Origin of the sequence: Acinetobacter sp. RIT698, assembly GCF_009668065.1 — a bacterium.
GTDB classification, from domain to species: Bacteria; Pseudomonadota; Gammaproteobacteria; order Pseudomonadales; family Moraxellaceae; genus Acinetobacter; species Acinetobacter guillouiae.
Window position 1 is genome coordinate 32,600 of the sequence record NZ_WJYH01000025.1, and the last position, 25,707, is coordinate 58,306.

Here is a 25,707-nt window from a genome sequence, read left to right on the forward strand (position 1 = left end):
TTATTTGATTAATTCAGCAACAAAGCCGCAGCAAATAAGCCAAAGCAAAAGGATGAAAGATAATAAATATATTTGATTTTGGTTTTAAACCAATGCATAGCTTTATTTTGAGTCATCAATCGCACCAAAAACAAGTTCCAGATCAAAACTACACTCACCATCCACAGACAGGTTAAAGTCAGTTGAACAACATTATAGTGTTGATAAATTGCCATAATAATACTGCTATAAAACAGAATATTTTTAGGATTTAATAAACTCGACTGTACCCCCAGTAAGACATATTTCATCCATGCAAAGGTTGGTTTATTTTGGTGTTCTAGATGATAATCCCCTATTAGCTTAGCTTGTTGTGCAAATATGAAACACCGATAAGACAAATAACTTAAATAAGCAATACAGCCCCATTTTACCAGCTTTAAAATTTCATCATCGAGTTTGCCAAGAAAAAACAATGCGCTCAAAATAAGACCAATCACGGCAACATTTCCCAAGACGATCCCTAAGCAAACAGCTCTCGCCGCATGTGGTCCATTTCGAAACAACGAAGTTAAAATAAGAAAAAAATCAGGGCCCGGTGAAAGCAAAGCAATGAAATGGGTGACAATCACAATAATGAACAGTTGCATTACTCGATCCAAAAAATATTTAGATAAGCTTAAATATTTTTAGAACCTATTATCTTGTAGATAATTGCGCAGTTAGAGCATGACAAACTGAGCTTGAAACTGCTTCGGTGTGATTCCAGTATGCGATTTAAACACATGATGAAAATGACTTTGGTCTGTAAATCCCAAATCATGTGCAACTTGAATAATTGCTTCTCCAGACTTCAAACGCTTTCTGGCTATATTTATTTTTTGATTTAATTGATACGCATGTGGTGTTAAGCCAAAATTATTTTTAAACAAGCGAATAATGGCATAACGACTAATCCCTAGACTTTGACTGAGATCTTCTAAAGAAAGCATCTGTTTACTGTGATTCATATCATCAATCATTGCACCCAAATGCTTTTGAAAATAATCAGACTGCTTTAATAACGTAAATTCAAAATTGGGCAATAATATTTCACTCAGGACTTCAATTAATTGTTGTTGTTTGAATAAAATCGATATGGTTGGATCAAATAACAGCTGATTTAACTGCGTAAATGCTTGGTATATATGTGAGTTTGTTAAAATTTGTGGTTTTAGCAACGGAATATGATGGGGATAAAGCTGCTCAATATCTTTGACTAATTCTGAAAAAAGTTGAGCAACCCAATGTGCATCTAGATGCATCATTTGATAACTCCATGCTTGATTTTCCAGTGGATTACATGCGTGTTCCACCTCAGCAGGAATGATTACTACGCTTCCTGTTTGAATTTGCTCTTCGCTGGCAAAATAGCTACTAAAGCGACTTATTCCACAATCCACAGCACCAATCGAAAAGGTCGGATGGCTATGTGATTTATAGCAAATACGACTTTGACATGCCCTACGTGTTTCGACATAGGGCATTTGCGGATCAGTCCAAAATTCAACTGCAGTGTCTAATTGCATCATATCCTCAGTCTTATTTTGGTCTATACAACAGGTTATTCTGCTAAAGCTTTTTCAATATCCTGTTCTATATCCTCAGGCTTCGTGGTTGGAGCATAGCGGTTAATCACTTCACCTTTCTTATTTATTAAGAATTTGGTGAAATTCCACTTAATGCCACTGCCGAGTATGCCCTTACTGTTATTGGTTAAATAACGGAATATCACATGCGCTTCAGGTCCTTTTACATTCACTTTAGCGAACATTGGAAAAGAAACACCATAATTGCGTTGGCAATAAGTGCCGATTTGCTCATTTGTACCGGGGTCTTGTCCACCGAACTGGTTACAAGGAAATCCTAAAACTTCAAGACCTTGGTCTTTATATTTCTCGTAAACCTTTTCTAATCCTGCAAATTGTGGAGTAAAGCCACATTTACTTGCAGTATTTACAATCAATAAAACTTTTCCTTCATAATCAGAAAAAGATTTATTTTCACCCTCTAACAGCTCAGCCTCAAACTGATAAATGTTGGTCATGGATACGTTTCCTCGTCGCCTTTTTCTTGTGATTTTAATTCTAAAGAAGCGGAATTTACGCAGTAGCGTAAGCCCGTTGGTTGTGGTCCATCTTCAAATACATGCCCCAAATGAGCGTCGCAATGATGGCATATAATTTCTACACGTTCCATACCATGTGAATGATCATCTTGTTCTTCTATAACAGTATTATTGATCGGTTTAAAAAAGCTCGGCCAACCACAACCACTGTCATATTTGGTTTCTGAAGAGAATAATTCTTCCCCACAACATCGACATACATAGGTTCCATGCTGCTTGGAATTCCAATACTTTCCAGTAAAGGCAGCTTCAGTGCCCTTTTGTCGAGTGATTTTAAATTCCTCTGGTGATAACTCTCTTTGCCATTCTCGGTCTGTTTTATTGAGTTTTCCCATCATTAAACTCCTTTAAATCTTTGACATTCAATGTCATGCTTCAGTACTTCCATATTTACGCTAGAGCTTGGAAAATTTCTAGCTAAATTTCAACATAGATTGTGATATTTCAGTAATCTATTTTTTTAACTCAAAATAATTGGATAAAATTATGTCCGTTTTAGGTAACACAACCCCACGTGAAATCAAGAAATCGTCAAAGCTAGAGCATGTTTGCTACGACATTCGTGGACCAGTGTTACGAGCGGCCAATGAGATGGAAGAAGCCGGTCATAAAATTATTAAATTAAATATCGGTAACCCCGCCCCGTTCGGCTTTGAAGCCCCGCAAGAAATTATCAATGATGTGGCTTTAAATTTGCCTAATGCTGTCGGTTATACAGATTCAAAAGGAATCTTCCCTGCGCGTAAAGCCATCTGTCAGTATTATCAGCAAAAAGGTATCTTGGATTTACATGTTAAAGATGTGTATATCGGGAATGGTGTATCTGAACTGATCGTTATGGCGATGCAAGGTTTATTGGATGATGGCGATGAAATGCTGGTTCCAATGCCAGATTACCCATTATGGACGGCAGCCGTAAATCTATCAGGTGGTACAGCGATTCACTATAAATGTGATGACCAAAACTACTGGTATCCTGATATGGCGGATATGGAAAGTAAAATCACCCCGAATACTCGTGGTATTGTGGTGATTAACCCAAACAATCCAACAGGTTCAGTCTATCCACGCCATGTTTTAGAACAGATTGTCGCATTGGCAAAAAAACATGATCTGATTTTATTTGCAGATGAAATTTACGACAAAATTGTGTATGACGGTATCGAACATGTCTCTGTTGCAGCATTAGCAGGAAACCATTTATGTGTTTCTTTTAATGGTTTATCTAAAGCCTATCGTATTGCAGGTTACCGTTCTGGTTGGATGGCGATTACGGGTGATAAGTCTCGTGCAATGGATTACATTGAAGGCTTGGACATGCTTGCCTCTATGCGTTTATGTGCCAACCATCAAGCCCAATATGCGATTCAAACTGCTTTAGGTGGATATCAATCAATTAATGATTTGATCCGCCCAGGTGGTCGTTTATATGAACAACGCAATATTGCTTGGGAAATGCTTAACGATATTCCTGGCGTGTCGTGCGTAAAACCAGAAGGTGCAATGTATTGTTTCCCTAGGCTGGATCCTGAAATCTATCCAATTGAAGATGATGAAAAATTCATGTTAGATTTCCTCAAAGCTGAAAAAGTTTTACTGGTTCAAGGAACAGGTTTTAACTGGCCTACACCTGATCATTTCCGTGTGGTATTCCTTCCTGCAGAAAATGAATTACGTGAAGCAATGAACCGCTTAAGTCGTTTCTTGGCAAAAATGCGTTAATCTTTATAAAGTAAAGATAAGCTCAAAAAGGCATTCAAAATTGAATGCCTTTTTTTATTGCTCAATTCATCTGTACAACTAAAAACTTAGTCATTGACGTTATATTGCACAACATCTTCATTGAATGCTGAAAAAACGCACTGGCAAGCACTTTATCCAGTTTTAATAGTATGTAACTATAAATTTGAGTGATTATTTGAAAAATTACATTTTTAAATAAGTATGGGCAACAGCTCAGTATTTATATAGATTTAAAAACTGGTACAAAAAATGCTTATGACCAGAACAATGATTGAAAAGGATAGTTTATGAAAAAGACGGTTACTGCACTTACACTTGCAATTGGCATGCTTTTACCCTTTACGAGTTATGCAAAAAATAATGTCGTTGTCGTCGCAACTGGCGGTACGATCGCGGGTGCTGGAGCAAGTTCTACAAATAGCGCAACATATACTGCTGCGAAAGTTCCTGTAGATGATTTATTGAATGCAGTTCCGCAAATTCAAAATCTTGCCAATGTTACAGGCGTACAGGCTTTACAGGTTGCTTCAGAAAGCATCACTGACAAAGAGCTTTTAACCATTGCACGCAAAGTGAACGAATTGGTTAAAAAGCCTGATGTGAATGGCGTGGTGATTACCCATGGTACAGATACTTTAGAAGAAACTGCTTATTTTCTAAGTCTTACAGTTCATACAGATAAACCAATTGTCGTTGTTGGTTCCATGCGTCCACCTTCAGCGCTTTCAGCTGACGGCCCTTTGAACCTTTATAGTGCTGTTGCGCTTGCTGCCGCAGACAGTGCCAAAGGCAAAGGCGTTTTTGTGTTAATGAATGATGATATTTTTGCAGCACGTGATGTGTCAAAGACCATCAATATTCATACCGATGCTTTTGTCAGCCAATGGGGTGCTTTAGGTACACTGGTTGAAGGTAAACCTTATTGGTTTAGAAACGTTGCAAAACGTTTTAACAATAGCTCTGAGTTTAATATTGAAAACATTCAGGGTGATGCGCTACCAATCGTTCAAATCGTTTATGGTTCAGGCAATATGCTTCCAGATGCCTATGTGGCCTATGCGAAAGCGGGTGCTAAAGCCATTATTCATGCAGGTACAGGTAATGGTTCTGTTGCCAACTATATTGTTCCGACATTAAACCAACTCCAGCAACAAGGTGTACAGATCATTCGTTCTTCACGCGTTCCACAAGGTTTTGTGTTACGTAATGCTGAACAGCCTGATGATAAATATGGTTGGGTGGTTGCTCACGATTTAAATCCGCAAAAAGCAAAACTTTTAGCTGCTTTAGCACTGACCAAAACCAAAGATGCAAAAGAAATTCAACGGATGTTCTGGGAATACTAGTTTAATATCTGAATCAAGCTTAATACTTGAATCAAGTTTAAAACCAGCACAAAGTTAATCGTAAATACATTCATTAAACCGCCAAATTAATTTGGCGGTTTAATTTTATCTTGAATGAATAAATACTTAATCTGCTGTTAAATCCAATTGATCAAGGATATAGAGTGTATTGCCATCAATGATATTTTTATCGTGATCCAAATACTTTTGTTCCAATACCCCATCCGTTTCAGAAAAAGCATAATCATCATCATTGAGAACCCCTAAATGCTGTTCATCAATCACCCATAGACCTTCAATTTTATCGTGCGGATACTGTAACCGCGCAACCAAATCCACCACTAAGGTTTTTTCTACTGGGTAGATACCCTGTTGAGCCAGACCACTCCAGCCTGCTGTTAACACATATTGTTCTAGGGTTTGTTCCGCTATCAACAGACCGAATTGTTCATCTTGCCGAATCGTTGAACTTGGCTTTAGCTTTTCCAAATCAGTGGCATGTTGCAGATTGATTTTATAAATCCGTTTAAATGCTTGAGGATTATCTTTATAGAAATCATCATCACGTTCTGCGACTAGAAATTGCGTGGAACTCAAGGCTGTAATTGCTGTATTTGAATAGGTCTTTGCACCCCCTTCTTGTTGATACAAATACTGAGAAACGACTTTGCTTTCTAAATCAATCATCACAATACGCACAAGATCTGATTTGCTTACTGAAGCATCGGGATTGCTCATGGTGGATTGCATAATGCCCACCAGCTTTTTTTGATCGGGTGTAATGGTTAAACCTTCCATTCCTCGATTCTGGCGTCTATTGGCATATTCTTGAGGTAATAAATAACCCGATGTTCTGCGCTCATCTAAAACATAGGCATTGATACGATCAATTTCTAGCCCATCTGCATTAAAATGCACAATATGAGGACCATATTCATCGCTGACCCAAAAAGTACCATCTTTGAGTGCAACCAAACCTTCAGCATCCAATCCAAATTCATCTGTCCCTATGGCTAATTTCTTTCCATCTTGGTCATAGGCAATTTCTTTACTTGCGCCAAAATGCTGATTAGGCAAACCTGTAATATTTCTGCCCATTGGATCTTTTAATAAAATTTCTTTTATTTTCTGAATAGTTCCATCTTTTTTTAACTCAAATAATCCAATTTTAGGGGTATATTCAGGATCTAAAAAGATTTTGCCATGATCCTGATTGACGTTATACGTGGTATTCGGCCCACGATCTGTAAGTGCATAGAATTGATACTTTTCTGTAGGGTGAGCTGAAATTTCTGAACCAAACCCACCACAACGAAGCTCGATAAAATGGCCGGGTTTTGCACCATCAGGAATATTGTGAATGTTTAAAACCTCATAAGGTAAACGCACGCCTTGGCTAAATTTTTTATAAAGCTGAAGATCTGTGTCAATATTGCTTAGGTTGATATGCTGTTCAGAAGACAATAAGTCCATATGCCAATCTCATTTTTTAATATTCTGATTATTTTCTATCATGAAATCAGATAAACCACAGTAAAAGAAATGCGATAAACTGTATAAATACACATTCAAAGTCAGTATAAATGAAAAGATTTTTTGCCCTATCACTGATTGTTTGTTCTGCATCACTACAATTGGCATATGCTGGGACGACGTTGAAAAAAGTTTCTGAATGTCAGAGTGATTATTTTAATGGCGATTATTGTTCTAAAGCCAACCTTGCCAAATACAAAAATGCGCTTAAATCAATGCAGCCTAATTTTAATAAAAAATATATTTTACTCAATACGGGAACTTCAGATTCTTTAGAAATGGTTGCTATAGATACCCAAACAGGGATTGTCTATCCACTCAATTATCAGTTCACGGGTTGGGAAGATAATGAAGGCAATGTCAAAAAGAAGCCCACTTATACATTTGCATTGAATGACGCCAAATTATGCTTAATGGGTTCGCAATTCGATGGTGATCATCCTGGCACACATGAAACTTATAGCAATATCAAAAATTGTTTTAGCATCAGTCATCAATATGGCCATACAAAATTTGAATCAAATTACGATGATCAGGTTCAATATAACTATGATAACAAAAGCAAAATGTGAAAGCCTTATTCGCGTTAAATTTTAAATCCAAAAAAAAAGAGGCTTTCGCCTCTTTTTTAAATTTAACAATCCGTTCAATATCAGACTTAAACTAATTCAGGTTTAGTCAATTCAGTCATTGGCCAACGTGGTGTTGTCGTCACCGATAAACCATCTTTTTGCCCAGCTTTTAAACGCTGATAACCTGCAAACGCTATCATTGCGCCATTATCTGTACACAAAGCAGGTTCTGCATAATAAACCGTTGCTTTAATTTTAGCTAAATCTGCTTCTAAACGCTCTCTTAAACGTTTATTGGCACTGACACCGCCCGCAATCACCAACCGTCTTAAACCCGACTGTTTTAATGCTTTAATCGACTTTTTAACCAAAGTATCCACCAAAGCTTCTTGGAATGAAGCAGCAATATCTGCATCACGTTGTTCTTCACCTAATTTTTTTAACTGCACTGAAACAGCAGTTTTTAGACCACTAAATGAAAAATCTAGCCCTTGATGCAACATTGGACGTGGAAATTCAAAAGCATTTTTGTCACCTTGTTCCGCCAATTTTGAAATATTTGGACCACCGGGATAAGGTAATTTCAACATTTTAGCGACTTTATCAAAAGCTTCACCAGCAGCATCATCAATCGACTCACCTAGAATTTCGTACTCACCAATTGCGTGTGCTGCCATCAATTGAGTGTGTCCACCTGACACTAATAATGCGACAAACGGAAATTCAGGTGGATTTTCGGATAATAATGGAGCAAGCATATGACCTTCCATATGATGCACGCCAATCGCGGGTTTATTCAGCGCAAAAGCCAAGGTGCGACCAAATAATGCCCCTGTCATCAGTGCACCCATTAAGCCAGGGCCGCGCGTATACGCCACTGCATCGATCTCTGATTTTTTCACACCGCTTTGCTCAAGAAGTTGATTAATCAAAGGAATTAACTTTCGAACATGATCACGAGAAGCCAACTCAGGAACGACACCACCATACTCTGCATGCAATTTAATTTGACTATATAACACCTGTCCTCTTAAGCCGACTTCATTGTCATAGAGCGCTAATCCTGTTTCATCACATGAAGTTTCTAAGCCCAGAACGATCATTAAATTGCCTTTTACCCATTTCAAAATATTGCTAAAGCTATTATAGACTTGTGGTATGAGATGTAAATGAGTAAAATACTGACCTTCACTTGTGATCTAGGGTAATTCGACCCTGATCTTATCCATAACTTAATGAGGATTCTTCATGCCACAAGTTAAATTGAAAGAAGGCGAACCAGTAGACGTAGCTATCCGTCGTTTCAAACGTTCATGCGAAAAAGCTGGTGTTTTAGCTGATGTTCGTAAACGTGAATTCTACGAGAAACCTACTCAAGAACGTAAACGTAAAAAAGCTGCTGCTGTTAAACGCTACCAAAAGAAATTGGCGCGTGAATCAGTACGTACTACTCGCCTTTACTAAGATTAATTTGTGATTGATTGACTCACCTGGACAGATAAATGACTACTTTAAAAAACCAAATAACTGATGTTTTAAAAGCAACAATGCGTGCTAAAGAAATGGGTAAGTTAACGGTAATTCGTGGTCTACAGGCAGCAATCAAGCAAATCGAAGTCGATGAGCGCATAGAGCTTGACGATACTCAGGTTCTTGCGGTCATTGAAAAGCAAATCAAACAACGTAAAGAATCGGTCAAAGCCTTTAAAGGTGCAGGCCGTGAAGATTTAGCTAGTAAAGAACAAGCCGAAATTGAGGTGTTATCTCAGTTTCTACCTGAAGCTATGTCAGAGGACGAGCTTGATTCTCTCATTGCGCAAACTATTACTGCGCAAGGTGCAACTAGCATGAAAGATATGGGTAAGGTGATGAATTCTCTACGTCCGATCATAGCCGGACGTGCCGATCCAGCACAAGTTTCTGCAAAAATTAAAGCAAAACTTGGCTAAACCCAACGTTCTTAAATCTGAATTTCTGTTTGATTTGGTCTATTTAACAACTTTAATAAAAATTATTTTGCAATGAAATAGTTTCTTGTTAAATAGCCCAAAATCGTCAATCTACAATATCACTTCATTTATTTTCTATCTGATAATGGCAAATATCTCTAAAACCACCATCGACTGGATTTTGTACAGATTGATATTGAATATCTTTAAGCAAAAACCCTGCTTTTTCACATAAATTTCGTGCCAATATATTTTCTACATCGACATAAGCATTTAAACCCAAAAAATTCCATTTCGAGAATAAACTACTTACAAATAGTATTAGCGCTTGTGACATGTAGCCTTTTTGCTTAAATTTTGAGTTTCCCCAAAACCCAATAGATGCAGTATTTTGCAACCAATCAATTGCATGGATATCAACAACCCCTAAAAAATCATCAGTTTCTTTTAAACGGATAATAAATACAAAGTTCTCTTTATTTAATAACGCCACCAAACGAGATTGGCAAAATGCCATTGAAGCTGGTAAATTAGGTTCTTCCAATGCCCATACTAAACTTGCAGGAAACTTTCTAAGCTCTGTTAAACTATTTTTTATTGCACTATATAAATCTTCAGCATCAGATACTTGAATGATGTTGAGAACAATCTGATCATTCTCAATTTGAAATTGGTTAAAATCCATAAATAATGTGGCTCAGATGTAAGATGTTAAAGATAAACCTATTTCAAATCACACTGAATATTATATTTTTTAAGTAACTGCATTTCAGGTGACAACATCACTTTATCAATCACATTTTGTTTGGTCATAGATTGCGCTGATGGTGGGAGGTATTGACGATTTTCATCTGTCGTTTTATACATATCATCGACATATTTTTTAACAATGCCACAGAATTGTGACTCTTGTTGCGGGTTAAACTGGCTCAATTTCGGATCTAGACTACGTAAAAAAAATTTCATATCTGCACTGTATTGCGCCGAAATACGCTCAACTTCTCGAACATAGCTTTCTGGTACTGCTGCAAATGTTGAGTGAGCATAGAAAAAAATGCTGCATGCGATTAAAATTTTCTTCATGTGAATCAAATACTTTATTATAACTTTAAGTGATTTTAGCTTAACCTGTTCAAGCAAGAATAGAAAGTAAATTTTCTTTAATGGCACATTTAAAATCACCCATTATTTTTTGTTTTTTAACTCAAGTTCTAAGTTCTTTAAATCAAGCTTTTAAATTTTTAACTTTCGTTCATCTTGCATCACTTTTAAGCGTGTATCGATACGGGCACTCATCGCATTATTCTCTTTAGCCAAGCGCTTGGCATGTAAAAGTGATTTAATTGCATTTTCTTCATCACCAGACCAATATTGAACTTCCGCCCGATTTCTCAGCACATTGACTGTACGCATTGGATTCTTTTTATCTAAATTTGCCGCTTGTTGTAACAATTGCCAGCCAATAATGTCCTTATTATTTTTATTCACAAAACGATTGACCAATTGCTCAGCTTCTTTGGGCTTCTGCTGTCGAATATAAACTTCGGCTAATTTATAACTTAATGCGCGATTTTCTGGGGTTATGATTTGCTTAGTGATGATGGTTTGATAGGCATCATCTAAATTATTTCGCCCTAAATAAATATCAGTTTGAATCAAAGTGACCAAAGTATGTTCTGCGTTAACCTTCTTGGCTAAATTCAGCTGTGTTTGCGCATTGTCATAATCACCTTGCAGCAAATAAAACTCACTTAAAGCCAATAAACCCGCTAAATTATTCGATTGTGCTAAAGCCAGCAATTGACGGTCAGTGGCTTGCCCCGAAATCACTGCGGTATACCATTTAATAATATCAAAATCAGATTGCTGGGCACGAAAAGGAACTTTTGGAAATTGATTTGCCCTTAATCTTGCTTCACTCATACGCTCTGTTGTTAAGGGATGAGTTAACCAAAAATCAGGTAAAAAACTTAAACGACTGGTAGAACGATGCATGGTTTCAAAGAAATCAGCCATACTTTCTGGGTCATATCCAGCCCCATACATAAACTGCATGCCAATCCGATCAGCTTCACGTTCTTGATTTCGGCTATAACTGAGCTGCTTGTCCATCAATGCAGCTTGTGTACCCATCATCACCGCGCCACCAATATCACCATCCGCTTTGGACGCCAATGCAGCACCGACGATAATTCCTGCAAGCGCCAATAAACCTTGACCTTTAAATGCTTCCTGCGAACGGCTGTAATGACGTTGTGTGACATGGGCAATTTCATGTCCCATTACACTAGCAACTTCATCCATATTACTTGAAGCTGTAATCATCCCACTATTTAAGGCAAACATGCCCCCAGGTACTGCAAATGCATTGATCTGAGCATCTTTGATCACCACCAAGCCTACTGGCTGTGAAAGCTGGGTCTGACTGAGAATTTTTGAAAAAACCAGCATAAACTGATCTTCCAGCCAAGGATCTTGCAGAACTGGCATTTGCTGTTGAACTTGACGATAAACTTTTTCACCAATGGTTTTTTCTTTTTGTTGATCAATAAATCCCACCCCACTGCCAATTTCAGGTACTTCAAATTGAGTACTATTTTGAGTTTGCAGAAAATCATCAGCTGAGCTAATTGAAGTGCTTAAGCAGAGACAAAGGCTGAGGAAGGTCTTGTTCAATTGATCGTCCCAATTATTTTAATATTCTAAATATAACATTGAATTTAGTACAAATTCGCAATGAAGTGTTAGGGGGCTGTAAACATTTCATATGTAATTTGCATTGTCAGCAAACATTCAACATCCACTAGAAGTTTTCATTGACTAAATATCTTGGTGTGCGTTGTTCCAAAGCATCGACTAAATTTTGAAAAGCCAGTTCCGCCATTTTCTTGCGCGTCTCGGCAGTTGCTGAGCCGATATGCGGTAAAGTCACGACATTATCCAACTCAAACAATGGCGATTGTTGCAATGGTTCTTTTTGGTATACATCTAGACCCGCAGCAAAAATTTGACGGTTCTGTAAAGCTTCAGTTAATGCCTGTTCATCCACTACTGAACCACGCGCAATATTGACAAAAACAGCATGCTTTTGCATCAAGGCAAACTCTTGAGCACCGATTAATGCTTTAGATTGGCTATTTAAGTCTACTGCAACCACAACAAAATCAGCTTGTTTTAACAGTGCTTCAAGACTTTTATATTGTGCATTAAACTGTTGTGCAACTTCGATTTTTTCACGGCGATTATGATACAAAATATTCATATTAAAGCCATAAAATCCACGTCGTGCAATTGCTGCACCGATATGACCTAAACCGATTATTCCTAAAGTTTTACCAAAAATTTCTTGACCAAATTGTGTCGCATTGACTGTACGTTGCCACTCACCTTGTTTGGTCCAGTGATCTAGACTCGGTACTTTACGTGCAGCACTCATCAACAAAGTAAACGCCAAATCCGCAGTCGTTTCGGTCAATACGTGTGGTGTATTCGACAACCAGATTTTCTTTTGATTTAAATAATCAACATCGTAATTATCATAGCCTACACTGACAGAGGAGATAATTTTTAATTTTTCTGCAGTGGCTATATTGCTTTCATTAATCAAACGACCCGCACCAATCATTGCGTCTGCATCAACAACCGCTTGACGAATTTGTGCATTGATATCGCCTTGCTTAGGATTCAATACAACCAACTGATATTTTTCTGCTAATTTTGCTTGAACTTCTGAGTCGATTTGACTAAATACAACCACTTTTTTATTCATATCCCAGAAAACCTCTCAGTACAGATCTTGAAAACTAATTCAGTTTATTTTGCATAAATTGCCATAGACGGCGTTTTAATAAAGGTTGCTCAATCATCTCTTGTAAACTTGCCAATTCAAACATTTCAGTATTGTTTAAATAAGGCAATTGACCAAGATTGATGACTTTACGCTCTTGCCTTAAAGCATCAACAAACCCTTGGATATACATCGCAGCCCCTCTTCCATCTTGAAGCTGCAACATTGGAAAAGGCCATTTTAAATCATAAAATTGCCCTACAAGCGCCTGCTGTATATTGCCCCATAGTGTTAATTGGTCAGCGCTGATTTGAGTACAATCGACAAAGATGACACAGCTTTCAATGCAATAGGCTTGGATTTCAAATGGCGCAATTTGTAATGCAGGCTCGACAATAAAGTTTGTCTGTTGCTGAATTTGCTCAGGTGCTGAAACTTCTTCAGTTTGCTGTGTTTCAGGATTTCGTTTTAATAGAGAAACTTCACGCTGATGTGCTTTTTCAATCTGTGGCGACTGTACATTTTGATTTTCTAGTTTTGCATCAGATTGAGTTGAATGCGTGTTCAACTCAGGCACAACAGCAATATTCTGTTCAACTTGAGCAATATCACGGTATAGCGCATTTTCATAATGACGTGTTTGAACATCAACCTTGGGGATCCAAAGCTCTATTCCCATCGTAGCCAAAATGCTACGCTGATGTTCTGATACGTTCATATTCATTATGGATTCAATACACACTATTCAAGCTATATTTTAGCTGTGTTTTGACTTTTTTGTCGCATTAATCAAAGTAAAAAAACACGATAAATTAAATTTAAGCGCAAGAATATGTTACATGCTGATTTTAGCGACAATCGTTGAGCACCAACTCACTATAAAGATGTGATTAAAATTCCGTACTTTGCCGTAAGATACATCCCCTGACGAATGATATCTGTACCATTGGCATGATGAACTTTGAGTTCTTGAGTCAACACATCAAATTGAAAAGCATCATAACAATCTTGATGTTGGCATAACCAATTTAAAGTATCAGCAAGATGTTCATCGACAATATAATTTTCAGCTAAAAAATCTTTAGACATTATGATTCAAAGACAATAAAACAAGAGTAGCATTATTCTAACGTAAATTTAGCAATACTTAAAAAACCAAGACAGCCTTAAGCAATAAAACAGCCATATGCAATCAAACGAGGACATCTACCACCATAAGATTGAATGAATCAGCTTGCAAAACTAGATTTTTATTATTTTCATTTAGAGATATAACGCTTTCTAAATATCACCATATTTTATCGAATGATCATAATACAGTGATATTTTGCGATCGCTTCTAGAAAATTAATGATGAGCACCACACTTACGGCACTCTTTAACCACAATATTATGTCCAATTTCATATTCAAAACTGTGGATACACAATAATTTTCTGATTTTTTGAAACATTCTAAAACTCCTTTTAATATCTCACGTCAATATAGTTTCATCCTAAAACATCAATGCCTTAACAAGACATGTAATATGTTTAGCACATATACATATATCTGAATAATACTTTCTCCTAGTTCTTTAGTCTGATATCCCAAATTTCATCATCAAATTTTCAAATTGTGATAATCCAACTAAGCTATTGTTTTTTATTGGTTAAAAGAATAAAAATGTTGCAAAAATATATTGTTTTTAAGCTTGATTTAATCTGACTTTTATATAGGATGAAATGATAGCTTTTTCTATTTAACAATTTTTTTCACTTAGAAAGCTTCTGAGAAAAATACAATTTAAGCCTATCAACAAGATTATAAAGGAATTTTATATGCAAGGACGTATGATGCAGCAACCATTATTAATCAGTAGCCTCATTGAGCATGCTACGCGTTATCATGGTGATACTGCGATTATTTCAAAAAATACCGATGGCACGATTACAAAGACAGATTGGACACATGTAAGCGAAAACGCTAAACGCTTTGCCAATGCACTTGCTGGACTGGGTTTAGGCTTAGGTGACCGAGTTGCAACGATTGCATGGAATAATCATCGTCATCTTGAATCTTGGTATGCAATTTCCGGAAGTGGCTTGGTCTGTCACACCATCAACCCTAGACTCTTTCCTGAACAATTGATCTTTATTATCAATGATGCTCAAGACAAAGTGGTGTTATTTGATAAAACATTTTTACCGCTAATCAAAGCAGTGAAAGCCCTTACCCCTCATGTAGAACATTTCGTTTATCTGGGTGCTTTTGACCAAGATATTGCCGATGCCCTCCCAGATGTTAAGTTCTATGATGTGCTGATTGCAGAACATTCTGTACAGTACGAGTGGCCTAATTTTGAGGAAAATACTGCAAGCTCGCTTTGCTATACATCAGGGACAACAGGCAATCCAAAAGGCGCATTGTATAGTCATCGCTCAACCATTTTACACACCTATGCGATCGCGCTACCCGACTCTCTAAATTTATCTGCAAAAGATATTATGTTACCTGTGGTTCCCATGTTCCATGTCAATGCTTGGGGTACACCTTATGCCGCAGCAATGGTTGGTTGTACGTTGATACTCCCGGGGCCAGGTTTAGATGGCGCCAGCTTAGTACAAATGATTGATGAATATAAAGTCAGTATTGCACTTGGTGTACCGACTATTTGGCAAGGCCTTCTTGCAGCAGCAAAACAATCTGGCAGCACTCTTGAAAGCCTTAAACGCAATGTTGTTGGCGGTTCAGCCTGCCCACCAGCAATGATGAAAGCATTTAGAGATATTTATCATTGTGAAACCATTCATGCATGGGGCATGACTGAAATGAGCCCATTGGGTACAGGTAATCAGCTCAAAGCCAAACACTTAAATTTAAGTGAAGAAGAACAATTTAAAGTTCGCCTATCTCAAGGTCGCCCACCTTTCGGCGTAGATTTACGTATTACCGATGAAGAAAATGGTACACACGAAGTTGCTCGTGATGGACATAGCACGGGGAATCTGCAAGTAAAAGGCCATTGGATTATTGAATCTTATTATGGCAAATCAGAAAAAGCATTAAGTGCTGATGGTTGGTTTGATACTGGTGATATCGCCACGATTAATGAAGATGGCTATTTGCTTTTAAGTGATCGTGCCAAAGATTTAATTAAATCAGGTGGTGAGTGGATTTCTTCTGTTGAGCTTGAAAATATTGCCATGAATCATCCTGAAATTGCGATGGCTGCCGTCATTGCAGCAAACCACCCGAAATGGGATGAACGTCCAGTGGTGATTGCGATTAAACAGCAAGGCACTCACATTACTGAGCAAGATCTACTGGATTACTATGCTGATAAGATTGCAAAATGGCAAATCCCCGACAAAGTCATTTTTGTTGAATCCATTCCTTTAACAGGGACGGGTAAGATGTTAAAGCGTGATTTACGTGAACAATATGGTGATGTGCTATTAACTGAATAACACGATTGAAGTGCTTTAGCGTGTAACGCCATCTTCAAATCAGTTTTAAAAGCCCAATATTTCATTGGGCTTTTCTATTTCTAAAAAATTAGATATTCACCCCATGATCAGCCTTAAATAATCAGTGTTAATCAGCAAAACAAATGCATATAAAGATCCTTAATATATTCACCTATTGGCTTTGCAATAGCATGTGCAAAATCTTTGCACTACTCATATTCCATGCATTTTACGATGTGCTTTGTTTAGCTCAATGATTCATCTCATTTGATATAAACATAAAAAACTCGGATCGTAATCCGAGTTTTTCAATATTGATCAACTACATTTCAATGCCAATTGCATCTAAAATGTTTTATCCATAGCTAGAATCTCCAATGATAGAACACGTCAATGGCTTTTTCTAAAGACTGGCTGGCTTCCAGATATAAACGTTTATTCATTTGATAACGTAAAGTCAGTTTATTCACTGGTGTAAACACCCCCACACCATAACGAATATACAAGTCTGGCGTAATATAACCCGTCAAACTGACCTGAGTATCATCGCCTGTACCTTGTGCATCAAATGACAAACCACTTAAACCAAATGTACGTCCAATTTGGTTGGTAAATGCACGTGTTCCACCTAGCCCCAAACTGATCCCTGCTGCTGCAATCGTATTGTTTACATCCGATTTAAATCCTTCAGCATTACTTAAACCACTGGACCCTTCATTAATACGTCCTGTAATTAAAGCATTCATCGCTTCCTGATCAGACAAACCAGCATCATTATAAACTTGAATGTTTGGACTAGAAGCTGTGCCTGTAATACGTAGACCTACCGTACTGCCAGAAATACTCTTATTGGTATCGACATCCAATGTAGGATTAGACAATGGGCCATTAAAACGAGCAATGGCACGATTTAAGTCTAAGCGCTGACCATAAGCTTCAACGGTTACTTTTTGACTAACACCAATCGCACCATTGGCACGCATTGCAGTTTCCAAACCACGTTGAGAAAGGTAAAGACGGCCCACCAATGGAATACGACTATTAAAGCCTTGGAAAATAACTTTATCGCCCAAGTTTACTGAAACATCTGCACGTATAGACCACGGCTGTGCTGCTTTAAGCACTGCTAGCTGATTTTGACCTTCTTTTACAATACGGACATCAGGTGACACATTGACTACGGTTGCACTGGATTCAGGCATTGAAATTAATGCACTAGGTACATCAACTTTACCTTTAACGGTCAGTTTCTTACTTAAAGGTAAAGCATCCAATTCAATATCGGTATCGACAACTGCAGTGATCAACGGTGCTTGACGAATCAGCAATTTATCGCCATTGAGACGTAATTGTATATGTGGGTCATTTTTCCAATCGATACTGCCATTAATTTTACCGACACCGCGACCACTGTTAAATGCACCATTAATTGTTGCGACGTCTTGACGAATTGAAGTGTAAATCTGAACATTATTCAAATTCACAGGCAGTGAAATCATACTAATTTCACCATTTTTCAAGCGCATTTCACCATCAAACAATGGTTGTGTCAGCGTACCGTTAATTTTTCCTGCAAGTGATAAAGTCCCATCAAGCTTACGTACATCAGCAATAAATGGTTTTAAGATTTTCAGCTGAACTTCATTAAATGCCACCTCACCACGCATCGGCTTAGACTCGACATATGGGTTGACAATGACACTGGCATAGCCTGTTCCAACATTCGGTGCTTTTAAATCAACACGTAACAACAAACCATCTTTTATGCTTTTCGCAATTACACTGGCTTCGTCATAGTTCATCGAAGTTGAAGGGTCATTTGGATCTTCTGCAGCAATACCAATTTGCCCATTACGAGTAACCAGCTTGGCATCTAATTTAGGCTGTGCACCTTTCGCCCATGATGCTTTTGCATAACCATTTAATTTCCCCGTCAGTGCCAAACCTTCTGGCATAAACGCAGCAAAATCATTCAGATCTAAATTTTTAGTAACAAAGGAAACATTACCATTTTGCTGACTTGCGCGGATCGGTTGATCAAAACACAATTGGCTTTGCTGACTTGACCAACAATGCTGCCCAACATATAACTCCGATTTTGAGGCGTTAAAAATAACTGGTGCATTTTGTTGTTGTAATAAGTGTGCTCTTACTGAGTCAAACTCACCTTTTTGAATCTGCCCTAACCAATCATTTTGCGCATTAAATCCACCTGCAAGCTGTACATAAAACTTAGAATAATAGTTCCATGCCTGAAGCTGTAATAAATGTGCTTTACGTGTGCCTGAAAGTGTAATTCCTGCATGCTGAATTTCACGGTTTCCACTGCGTAAAGTATCCATTTGCGCCACCATTTTCGACGCTACAGTTTCAGAGGTTGGCAATTCACCCTTTAAGCTTAATTTTTTAATGCTTAGACTATCATTAAAACTAAAATTATCGACTGTGAGGTTTGCAGTTGCACTCAGACGTGGCTGTGCTTGTAAATTTAAATAACCATATGCTGTGCCACGCAATCCCGGATAGAGCTCATATAATGCAGGTGCATTGACTTTTAATCGTAGATTCTGTGCATTTCCTGTCGCCTGAACTTGGTTATTGGCATAAGACAAAAATAAGTTGTTGGCTTCAAATTGCTGTGGCATCAAGCCTTTTAAATCAGAATTTAAAACAACTGCAAGGTTACCTCGCCCTCTCAATGGTTTGTTATTGATCATGCCTGCAATATTCAATTGTTGAATATTAATTCTCTTCAGACGATCTGACCAATTCCCCTGAGTCTTCACATTCCCAGAAACTTCACCACGCACAGAAGAAACAAAATATTGCGGTTTAAAACGCACCAAAGATGCGTTGATATCCCAACCGATGCCATTGCTGATATGCACCAAGCCATTGGCTAAGATTTTTCCTGCAACACCATCATGCTGTAGCTCAGATATTTTAATTAGCTCTGGTGTACCCGCAACTCTAATCTTTAATAAGCCACTGCCTTGTTTCAGCTGTGACGCATTTAATGCCCCGTCATAATTCACTGCAAAGCCTTTAAAAGCACCACCTGCATTGGCATCGTTAAAAATAACTGCGGCTGTACTTTTACCAGTCAATTGGATTGTTTCAGGGTTGGCTTGATTTGCAAGTCGGCCGGTTAAATTAATCGCATCAAAATTAATCAATTGTTGATTTGGTTTTGCAAAACCATTGGCTTTTATCTGCCCATTGATTAAATCTACTGGTGCTGTTGCGACAATACTTTGTGGATTAAAATCTTTTGCATTGAGCAAGGCATTCCATTTTAACTGGCGTTTTTCAGTAGGTAATTCAACGATTGCATTTCCAGATAAACTACCTTTCGTTGCCACATATTCAAATGCTGGTACGTGTAGATCATTGCCTTTTAGGTCTAACTGAGCTGTGTATTTGCCCTCAGGTAAACTGCCTTTTTCATGTTGACGTACAACGGTTGCCACATGAATATTTTGCTGATCGTCAACCAGTGCAACTTCAACCTGACCTTGTTCACTGCTCAACCAGCCCACATAAGGCACTGCTCGGTCAATATTTTTCCAGTTAACACCCAATAACATCGGTTCAGGCTTTTTACCCTTTTGTTCAGCTTGATCTAATTTAACGTTCCAAGCTTCATATTTATCAAAATCAACATTGGCGGTTAAATGCATGCCTTGTTTTAATTCGCCCACTGAACCAATTTTGGCATCAAGCGAAACAGGTAAAAAGTCTTGAATCACTTGTGGGATAATTTTGTCTTTTGGATTGATTCGATCTAAACGGCCTTGCACATCCCAATGCACATGATCTTGCCAACTGACCAAACCTGCAAGATTTAAAGCACCACCCATCAATTGGCCATTTAAATTATTAATATTCAACTGATTGGTTAAATCGGTATGTGCTAAAGCAGTATATTGACCTTGTGGGATATTTTTACCACTAATGTCTGTATTAATATCTAAGTTTAGGCCTTTAACATCGCCTTGAAATTTCGCCAAGCCATTTTTAGACAGTAATTCTTGTTCCTGCAACAACGGCCAATGATAATCTTTAAAAACCAAAGCACCATTCATTGGAACATCATGACGCATCGGATGGATCACCGCCCAACCCGTTAAAAGATCGGGCGTTTTAGTCGCAACACCTGCTTTAATTGTGTCGAGTGAGCCACGCGCATGTACATAAATATCTTCAACATTTAAACTTTTTAAACTTGGGATCCGCAAAATTGCCTTGGCATTCAGCGGATAATCGCCTTGTTTAAAGTTCATATTACCTGTCGCGTCTTTTACAGATAAATAGCCCATGTCCATTTTAGAGTTTTCAAACTTCAACTCTGTACCCGACCACAATGCATTTTCTAAATGAATATCGTTAAAATCAATTTTTGTAGATGCGGTTTGAAACTGCATATGATCTACATTTGCTTCATCTAAACGTAAAACAAAGGGTAACTTGATTTCGCTAAACTTAAAGGGTTCATCGCTTGGTGGTGTTTTGCTGATAATTCTTAAATTGTTAACATCAGCATGGCTCAGATGAATTTCTTTATCTAATATTGCGCGCCACCCCAAGGAAACATCTGCACGATCAATTTTGACATCAACTGCAGCGAGAGTGACCAAAACATTTTTAAGTATAATCCCTTGAAGCAAGTTACCGCTTTCATATTGGTAATCAATAATTTTCTGGCTTGAAGCAACCCGATCCAATAAAAACTTACTGCCTTTATCGGTACTAAACATCACAGCCAATGCAGCAATCAATAAAATAATGACCAAAAGCAATGACATCAGAATATTACGCAATATATTGCGCTTCTTCGGTGTCTGCTCTTGCTTTAGTTGATCATTTTGCTGTTCATTTTGAACATCTTGATGTTCTTCATCAGCCATAATATTTCCAGTAATTCTCTTATATTTTTAGTTAATTAAAGTTGTGAACCAATAAAGAAGTGCAGTCGAATTGGGCGAGCAGGATCTGAAACACCTGATGCAACATCAATTCGAATCGGACCAATTGGTGACTTCCAACGGATTCCTAAGCCTAAGCTATATTGGGTATCGTTACTAAATGATTTATCGTAAGCATTACCAAAGTCACTGAATATTGCGCCACGCCAACCCTCTTTAAATTGGTAATTGTATTCCAATGAACCGACAGCCAAACCTTGACCACCGACTTTATAGCCATATTCCGTTGGGGATAGACTCTTATAATCGAAGCCTCGCAAACTCTGATCCCCACCAGCAAAATATCTTAAATTATAAGGAACTTGTTCAAAATCTTTGGCAAAAATATAGCCGACATTCAAACCACCAACCACCTGATGATTATCATTTTGACCAAATGAATATAAGCCTTTCCAATCTGCACTGGTGATCGCCATATCCGTATCTGAAAGTAAAGACTGACTGCCAAGTTGAATTTTATAACTTTGCTTATATCCGCGTGTTGGATTGATCCGATTATCACTGGTTGTTTTGGTTGCTTCATAACCCAACAACAATGACTGCTGTTCTTGATTTGAACCAGGAATTAAAAAAGCATCAGGAATATTGGCAATATCTACAGGACCATTTTGAGTAACACGGTCTAAGCGGTAACGCACACCAAGAATATGCTGCCACTCTTTTCTTGAACCTTTAATAATACGGTCTACCCCGGCTACCGCAGACTCAATAACCAAATCCATGTCATTACCAATACCATCACGGGTTTCTCGTTCATAACCCGCAACCAAACTGAAGTAATCATTTAATGGATGTTTATAAGGAATGTTATAGCGAGCATCAATCGCTTGACGAATTTGTGACAATTCCATATTGGCATCAAAAGAATGCCCTAAATGGTTAACAATCGCACGTCTATATTGGCTACGTAAACGTACCCCTGTATCGGTCCCATAACCAATACCTGTCTCTAAACTGTTTAAGCGATCCGCATTTAAAGTCACAATCACAGGAATCTTTTTATTCTCACGTGCCTGATCTTTTAATAGATCATCATCAGATTCTTTTTCTTTCTGCTGCGCTTGAAGCTGCTTTAAGTTCGGATTGACCTCTTCACCTTGCGTTCCCGCAAACTGATTTTCATTGACCACATTTTGAGTCACTTCTTTATCTGACAAATGTGCTTTATCGGCATTGGTTTGCGCAGACAATGTTGTTTCAGTGATTTTTTGCTGATCTACTAAGGCTTGCAGATCAGCAGGAAGCTCAAGTGGTTTTACAATTGCATCCGGTTTAATCGCATCAACCAAGGTATAGTTAAAATAACGTGAGTTGGTTAAGTTATTGGCCAAACCATTAACACGCCATGCAGTGTAATCCGCACCATCTTCCCACGGCGCTAAGGTTTTTAAGATTTTTAAATCGATTGGGAGCGGCTTAGAAGGATCACTCATTCTGAACTCTACATCTTCGAGTTTATAACGATCGCCCGTTTCGTATTTTAAATCAATTTTGGCTTTGTTTTGTGGTTGTTCAACTTTGACATCATGTAAACGCCAATAACCATCAAAAAATCCATTATTCGATGCTGCATCTACTATTCGGCTTTTGGTAGATTCATAAGCACCGTGATTGAGAATATCACCTTCTTCTAAATCAGGAAGTACACCAATAACTTGGAACTGTGCCAGTTTAGAGCCAGCCCCTGTAAACTCAATATTTTGTTCAGCCACTTTGACTGGATCATGTGGAGTAACTTTAACCCCTAAATGAGTATCATCAATTTTAGTAAACTTGAATTCTGCATTGTAATAACCTACTGCTTGGGCAGCCTGTACCGCCAATGTTCTTAACTGTGGCACCGAGCCATTAAAATCAGAATATGCTTCTTGGGTAAAGGTTCCTAATTTTGCTTTTAAGTTAGTTGCAAGAACCGTAGGCGCACCTGTTACGGAAACACCGATTTTTGGAATTGGTACACCGTTGTCTTGCGGTCCACGGATTTTATTGACTAAACTTTTAAAGAAGCCAGGTTTAGCTTTTTCTTCATCAGTATTGCTCTGTGTATTATCAACCAAGGTTTTACCCGATTGATTTTCTTCTACAGAAATTTTATTGTCCGCACGAATGGTTTGTATAAGCTGATCAACATTGACTGGTGCTTGCGTAATTTCATTCAATTCTTGCTGGGTCGCATTAGTCACTTCAACTTGAGGTGCTTTGGTCACCCCATTACGAAAATTTTGCGCATCCGTTTTCGCATCTTCTGCAACTTTATAAATTTCATTTGCTAAAGACTGATCCACAGCAACAGCAGGTAACTCTTCAAGATCTTCAAATTGGATCGGCTTAAAATCATCTTGCACCCCCATATTTTTTTCTTGTTGTTCAAGCATTTTAACGCTATCTACTTGATCAGTTTGTTGAGCTTGTTGAATTTTCTGATCTAACTGGTCGATCTTTTCGTTGGATACGCCTTGTTGAATGGCCGCTGATTCTAATTGTTCTTGAGTATTGCTGATTTTTTCAGAACTTGTACTGATGGTTTCAGAGCTTGATGGCAAGTTCTGATTGCTTTGTATTTGATCGGCATAACTGACAGGGATCGCAAAAACACTTAAAAAAACACTTGAACATATCAGTTTATTGATATGATAACGGTCAAAGTGTAAATGTACACTATGTGAAAGCACAGATTTTTTAAAATTAATTTTTGCTGGCATACCAAGCTCGAATGACCTAAATTTATTTGTAGAAAGATCAATTATTAAAAATCTTTCAAATACCCAAACCAATTGGTTTTACACATGATTTAAGTTAAAAACATGATACATGATTTTGAGAGATAGTTACCATTTCAACACATTTCTTATATATAACTAAATGAAGTCGTCTACAATGGAAAAAAATGAGCATATTTTAGGGACAAGACGTTTTTTACCGATGTTCCTTACCCAGTTTTTTGGCGCCCTGAATGATAATGTTTATAAACAATCATTATTACTCGTCATTACCTATGGTTGGATTCATCATCAGTCTGCCAATATCAGTACACTCAACAATCTCGCTGCGTTACTGTTTATTCTACCCTATTTCATCTTCTCTGCGACCGCAGGTCAGATTGCAGATAAATACGAACGCTCATTTTTAGTCCGAAGTATTAAAATTTTAGAAATCATCATCATGCTGATCGCCTCAGCGGGTTTTTTATTGGGTAATCTTTGGATTTTACTCTTCGCCTTATTTTTAATGGGTACGCATAGTACTTTTTTTGGGCCAATCAAATATGCGATTTTGCCTGAAATTTTAAAACCCAATGAACTGATGTCTGGTAATGCCCTGTTTCAGTCAGGTACATCCATTGCGATTTTAATTGGGATGATTTTAGGCGGCGCAGTCATTTCGCTGTCACAAGGCAATATGATCTGGATTTGCTTAACCATCGTATCTATTGCAGTAGTGGGTTATTTATCCAGTCGTTTTGTCCTTAAACAATCTACTTCAAATGAAGACTTAGAAATCGATTGGAATTTCTTCCGTACCAGTTTCCAAACCATCCGCTATGCTAAAAGTTTACCGTTAATTTTTATCGTACTTTTAGGCAATTCATGGTACTGGTTTTATGGTGCAACTTATCTCACACAAATCCCGCAATTAACACAGCAAAACCTGCATGCCAATGAAAATGTTGTTAGTTTATTGCTTACATTTTTTTCTGTCGGCATTGGCGTAGGCTCATTACTGTGCCGTAAAATTGGCGGTGCAGAAGTGAATATCAAAATGGTACCACTTGGTGCGATTGGCTTAACACTATTTGCGCTTTATTTAGCAGGCAGTTTGGCCTTTGTTCCAGAACGAACAGGTGATCTGATTGCAATTTCTGATATGTTTAATTCAGGGGCAATTTATTATCATGTCATGCTTGCAGTCACCTTATTGGGTATAAGTGGAGGTTTTTATATCGTTCCACTTTATGCCATGATGCAAGCCTATGCCCCTAAATCACACCGTGCACGTGTGGTTGCGGCAAACAACATTTTTAATGCAATATTCATGGTTTCATCGGCAATTTTTTCTATTCTCATCTTAAGTATTTTGAAAATAGATATTAAAATCTTATTCTGTATCACAGCTGTGCTGAGTGCTATTTTTAGTACTTGGTTATTAATTCGTTTAAAACCATTAATAGCGACAACTCAGGTTTCTTTGGAGGACTAAT

21 protein-coding genes are annotated in these 25,707 nt (G+C 37.8%); 7 read left to right on the forward strand and 14 right to left on the reverse strand.

Annotation, left to right across the window (positions count from 1 at the left end; genetic code table 11):
• Positions 1 to 8 precede the first annotated feature (8 nt).
• From GJV03_RS12350 to msrB, 4 genes are all read right to left on the reverse strand, one after another.
• On the reverse strand, positions 9 to 629 hold the full coding sequence (locus GJV03_RS12350; RefSeq protein WP_154130190.1) for a LysE family translocator: 621 nt from the start codon (positions 627 to 629) through the stop codon (positions 9 to 11).
• 72 nt (positions 630 to 701) lie between these two features.
• On the reverse strand, positions 702 to 1,547 hold the full coding sequence (locus GJV03_RS12355; RefSeq protein ID WP_105712802.1) for an AraC family transcriptional regulator: 846 nt from the start codon (positions 1,545 to 1,547) through the stop codon (positions 702 to 704).
• 35 nt (positions 1,548 to 1,582) lie between these two features.
• Positions 1,583 to 2,065, reverse strand: a complete 483-nt coding sequence (locus GJV03_RS12360; protein WP_004720960.1) for a glutathione peroxidase — start codon at positions 2,063 to 2,065, stop codon at positions 1,583 to 1,585.
• The gene (gene msrB, locus GJV03_RS12365) at positions 2,062 to 2,481 is read right to left on the reverse strand and encodes a peptide-methionine (R)-S-oxide reductase MsrB (protein ID WP_004821128.1); all 420 of its coding nucleotides are present in this window, start codon (positions 2,479 to 2,481) and stop codon (positions 2,062 to 2,064) included. The genes GJV03_RS12360 and msrB overlap by 4 nt, the downstream gene beginning before the upstream one ends.
• Before the next feature lie 151 nt (positions 2,482 to 2,632).
• Here msrB and GJV03_RS12370 point away from each other — a divergent pair, with 151 nt between their 5' ends.
• Both GJV03_RS12370 and GJV03_RS12375 read left to right on the forward strand, forming a co-directional pair.
• Positions 2,633 to 3,868 (forward strand): pyridoxal phosphate-dependent aminotransferase, encoded by a 1,236-nt coding sequence (locus tag GJV03_RS12370; RefSeq protein ID WP_004720962.1) that lies wholly within the window; start codon positions 2,633 to 2,635, stop codon positions 3,866 to 3,868.
• 308 nt (positions 3,869 to 4,176) lie between these two features.
• Positions 4,177 to 5,235: a type II asparaginase gene (locus tag GJV03_RS12375; protein ID WP_004720964.1), complete on the forward strand. Its 1,059-nt coding sequence runs from the start codon at positions 4,177 to 4,179 to the stop codon at positions 5,233 to 5,235.
• A 126-nt stretch (positions 5,236 to 5,361) separates the two neighbouring features.
• On the opposite strand, the gene GJV03_RS12380 is transcribed toward GJV03_RS12375, so the two are convergent.
• Positions 5,362 to 6,708, reverse strand: a complete 1,347-nt coding sequence (locus tag GJV03_RS12380; RefSeq protein ID WP_154130191.1) for an esterase-like activity of phytase family protein — start codon at positions 6,706 to 6,708, stop codon at positions 5,362 to 5,364.
• A 110-nt stretch (positions 6,709 to 6,818) separates the two neighbouring features.
• Between GJV03_RS12380 and GJV03_RS12385 the strand changes: the two genes are divergently transcribed.
• Positions 6,819 to 7,340 carry a hypothetical protein gene (locus GJV03_RS12385; RefSeq protein ID WP_154130192.1) on the forward strand — a complete coding sequence of 174 codons (522 nt, stop codon included), beginning with the start codon at positions 6,819 to 6,821 and terminating at the stop codon, positions 7,338 to 7,340.
• An 86-nt stretch (positions 7,341 to 7,426) separates the two neighbouring features.
• Here GJV03_RS12385 and tsaD read toward each other — a convergent pair whose 3' ends face one another.
• On the reverse strand, positions 7,427 to 8,443 hold the full coding sequence (gene tsaD, locus GJV03_RS12390) for a tRNA (adenosine(37)-N6)-threonylcarbamoyltransferase complex transferase subunit TsaD (protein WP_004720969.1): 1,017 nt from the start codon (positions 8,441 to 8,443) through the stop codon (positions 7,427 to 7,429).
• 145 nt (positions 8,444 to 8,588) lie between these two features.
• Here tsaD and rpsU point away from each other — a divergent pair, with 145 nt between their 5' ends.
• Together rpsU and GJV03_RS12400 are read left to right on the forward strand one after the other, a co-directional pair.
• A complete protein-coding gene (gene rpsU / locus GJV03_RS12395; protein WP_001136722.1) occupies positions 8,589 to 8,804 on the forward strand; it encodes a 30S ribosomal protein S21 in 216 nt (71 codons plus the stop codon).
• Between the two features lie 38 nt (positions 8,805 to 8,842).
• Entirely contained in the window at positions 8,843 to 9,289 is a 447-nt protein-coding gene (locus GJV03_RS12400) for a GatB/YqeY domain-containing protein (RefSeq protein ID WP_154130193.1), read from the forward strand.
• A gap of 124 nt (positions 9,290 to 9,413) precedes the next feature.
• On the opposite strand, the gene GJV03_RS12405 is transcribed toward GJV03_RS12400, so the two are convergent.
• The 6 genes from GJV03_RS12405 to GJV03_RS12430 all read right to left on the reverse strand — a co-directional run bounded on the left by GJV03_RS12405 (position 9,414) and on the right by GJV03_RS12430 (position 14,165).
• Positions 9,414 to 9,974, reverse strand: coding sequence for a GNAT family protein (locus GJV03_RS12405; RefSeq protein WP_154130194.1), 561 nt, complete (start codon positions 9,972 to 9,974; stop codon positions 9,414 to 9,416).
• Positions 9,975 to 10,012: 38 nt separating this feature from the next.
• Positions 10,013 to 10,372 (reverse strand): hypothetical protein, encoded by a 360-nt coding sequence (locus GJV03_RS12410; protein WP_056510711.1) that lies wholly within the window; start codon positions 10,370 to 10,372, stop codon positions 10,013 to 10,015.
• A 150-nt stretch (positions 10,373 to 10,522) separates the two neighbouring features.
• Positions 10,523 to 11,920 (reverse strand): M48 family metalloprotease, encoded by a 1,398-nt coding sequence (locus tag GJV03_RS12415; RefSeq protein WP_354666853.1) that lies wholly within the window; start codon positions 11,918 to 11,920, stop codon positions 10,523 to 10,525.
• 172 nt (positions 11,921 to 12,092) lie between these two features.
• A complete protein-coding gene (locus GJV03_RS12420; RefSeq protein WP_056510709.1) occupies positions 12,093 to 13,058 on the reverse strand; it encodes a D-glycerate dehydrogenase in 966 nt (321 codons plus the stop codon).
• Between the two features lie 34 nt (positions 13,059 to 13,092).
• Positions 13,093 to 13,800, reverse strand: a complete 708-nt coding sequence (locus tag GJV03_RS12425; RefSeq protein WP_154130196.1) for a hypothetical protein — start codon at positions 13,798 to 13,800, stop codon at positions 13,093 to 13,095.
• Positions 13,801 to 13,952: 152 nt separating this feature from the next.
• Positions 13,953 to 14,165: a hypothetical protein gene (locus GJV03_RS12430; protein WP_004720981.1), complete on the reverse strand. Its 213-nt coding sequence runs from the start codon at positions 14,163 to 14,165 to the stop codon at positions 13,953 to 13,955.
• A gap of 730 nt (positions 14,166 to 14,895) precedes the next feature.
• Here GJV03_RS12430 and GJV03_RS12435 point away from each other — a divergent pair.
• A complete protein-coding gene (locus GJV03_RS12435; protein WP_004720985.1) occupies positions 14,896 to 16,524 on the forward strand; it encodes a long-chain-fatty-acid--CoA ligase in 1,629 nt (542 codons plus the stop codon).
• A 365-nt stretch (positions 16,525 to 16,889) separates the two neighbouring features.
• Here GJV03_RS12435 and GJV03_RS12440 read toward each other — a convergent pair whose 3' ends face one another.
• Together GJV03_RS12440 and GJV03_RS12445 are read right to left on the reverse strand one after the other, a co-directional pair.
• Positions 16,890 to 21,431, reverse strand: coding sequence for a translocation/assembly module TamB domain-containing protein (locus GJV03_RS12440; RefSeq protein WP_154130197.1), 4,542 nt, complete (start codon positions 21,429 to 21,431; stop codon positions 16,890 to 16,892).
• A 35-nt stretch (positions 21,432 to 21,466) separates the two neighbouring features.
• Positions 21,467 to 24,211, reverse strand: a complete 2,745-nt coding sequence (locus GJV03_RS12445) for a BamA/TamA family outer membrane protein (protein ID WP_154130198.1) — start codon at positions 24,209 to 24,211, stop codon at positions 21,467 to 21,469.
• Between the two features lie 175 nt (positions 24,212 to 24,386).
• Between GJV03_RS12445 and GJV03_RS12450 the strand changes: the two genes are divergently transcribed.
• The gene (locus GJV03_RS12450; protein ID WP_056510679.1) at positions 24,387 to 25,706 is read left to right on the forward strand and encodes an MFS transporter; all 1,320 of its coding nucleotides are present in this window, start codon (positions 24,387 to 24,389) and stop codon (positions 25,704 to 25,706) included.
• The last annotated feature ends 1 nt before the right edge of the window (position 25,707 follow it).

Coding starts and splice junctions, on each gene's coding strand:
- GJV03_RS12350 (WP_154130190.1), bottom strand. CDS start 629: ATGCAACTGTTCATTATTGTGATTGTCACCCATTTCATTGCTTTGCTT.
- GJV03_RS12355 (WP_105712802.1), bottom strand. CDS start 1,547: ATGCAATTAGACACTGCAGTTGAATTTTGGACTGATCCGCAAATGCCC.
- GJV03_RS12360 (WP_004720960.1), bottom strand. CDS start 2,065: ATGACCAACATTTATCAGTTTGAGGCTGAGCTGTTAGAGGGTGAAAAT.
- msrB (WP_004821128.1), bottom strand. CDS start 2,481: ATGGGAAAACTCAATAAAACAGACCGAGAATGGCAAAGAGAGTTATCA.
- GJV03_RS12370 (WP_004720962.1), top strand. CDS start 2,633: ATGTCCGTTTTAGGTAACACAACCCCACGTGAAATCAAGAAATCGTCA.
- GJV03_RS12375 (WP_004720964.1), top strand. CDS start 4,177: ATGAAAAAGACGGTTACTGCACTTACACTTGCAATTGGCATGCTTTTA.
- GJV03_RS12380 (WP_154130191.1), bottom strand. CDS start 6,708: ATGGACTTATTGTCTTCTGAACAGCATATCAACCTAAGCAATATTGAC.
- GJV03_RS12385 (WP_154130192.1), top strand. CDS start 6,819: ATGAAAAGATTTTTTGCCCTATCACTGATTGTTTGTTCTGCATCACTA.
- tsaD (WP_004720969.1), bottom strand. CDS start 8,443: ATGATCGTTCTGGGCTTAGAAACTTCATGTGATGAAACAGGATTAGCG.
- rpsU (WP_001136722.1), top strand. CDS start 8,589: ATGCCACAAGTTAAATTGAAAGAAGGCGAACCAGTAGACGTAGCTATC.
- GJV03_RS12400 (WP_154130193.1), top strand. CDS start 8,843: ATGACTACTTTAAAAAACCAAATAACTGATGTTTTAAAAGCAACAATG.
- GJV03_RS12405 (WP_154130194.1), bottom strand. CDS start 9,974: ATGGATTTTAACCAATTTCAAATTGAGAATGATCAGATTGTTCTCAAC.
- GJV03_RS12410 (WP_056510711.1), bottom strand. CDS start 10,372: ATGAAGAAAATTTTAATCGCATGCAGCATTTTTTTCTATGCTCACTCA.
- GJV03_RS12420 (WP_056510709.1), bottom strand. CDS start 13,058: ATGAATAAAAAAGTGGTTGTATTTAGTCAAATCGACTCAGAAGTTCAA.
- GJV03_RS12425 (WP_154130196.1), bottom strand. CDS start 13,800: ATGAATATGAACGTATCAGAACATCAGCGTAGCATTTTGGCTACGATG.
- GJV03_RS12430 (WP_004720981.1), bottom strand. CDS start 14,165: ATGTCTAAAGATTTTTTAGCTGAAAATTATATTGTCGATGAACATCTT.
- GJV03_RS12435 (WP_004720985.1), top strand. CDS start 14,896: ATGCAAGGACGTATGATGCAGCAACCATTATTAATCAGTAGCCTCATT.
- GJV03_RS12440 (WP_154130197.1), bottom strand. CDS start 21,431: ATGGCTGATGAAGAACATCAAGATGTTCAAAATGAACAGCAAAATGAT.
- GJV03_RS12445 (WP_154130198.1), bottom strand. CDS start 24,211: ATGCCAGCAAAAATTAATTTTAAAAAATCTGTGCTTTCACATAGTGTA.
- GJV03_RS12450 (WP_056510679.1), top strand. CDS start 24,387: ATGGAAAAAAATGAGCATATTTTAGGGACAAGACGTTTTTTACCGATG.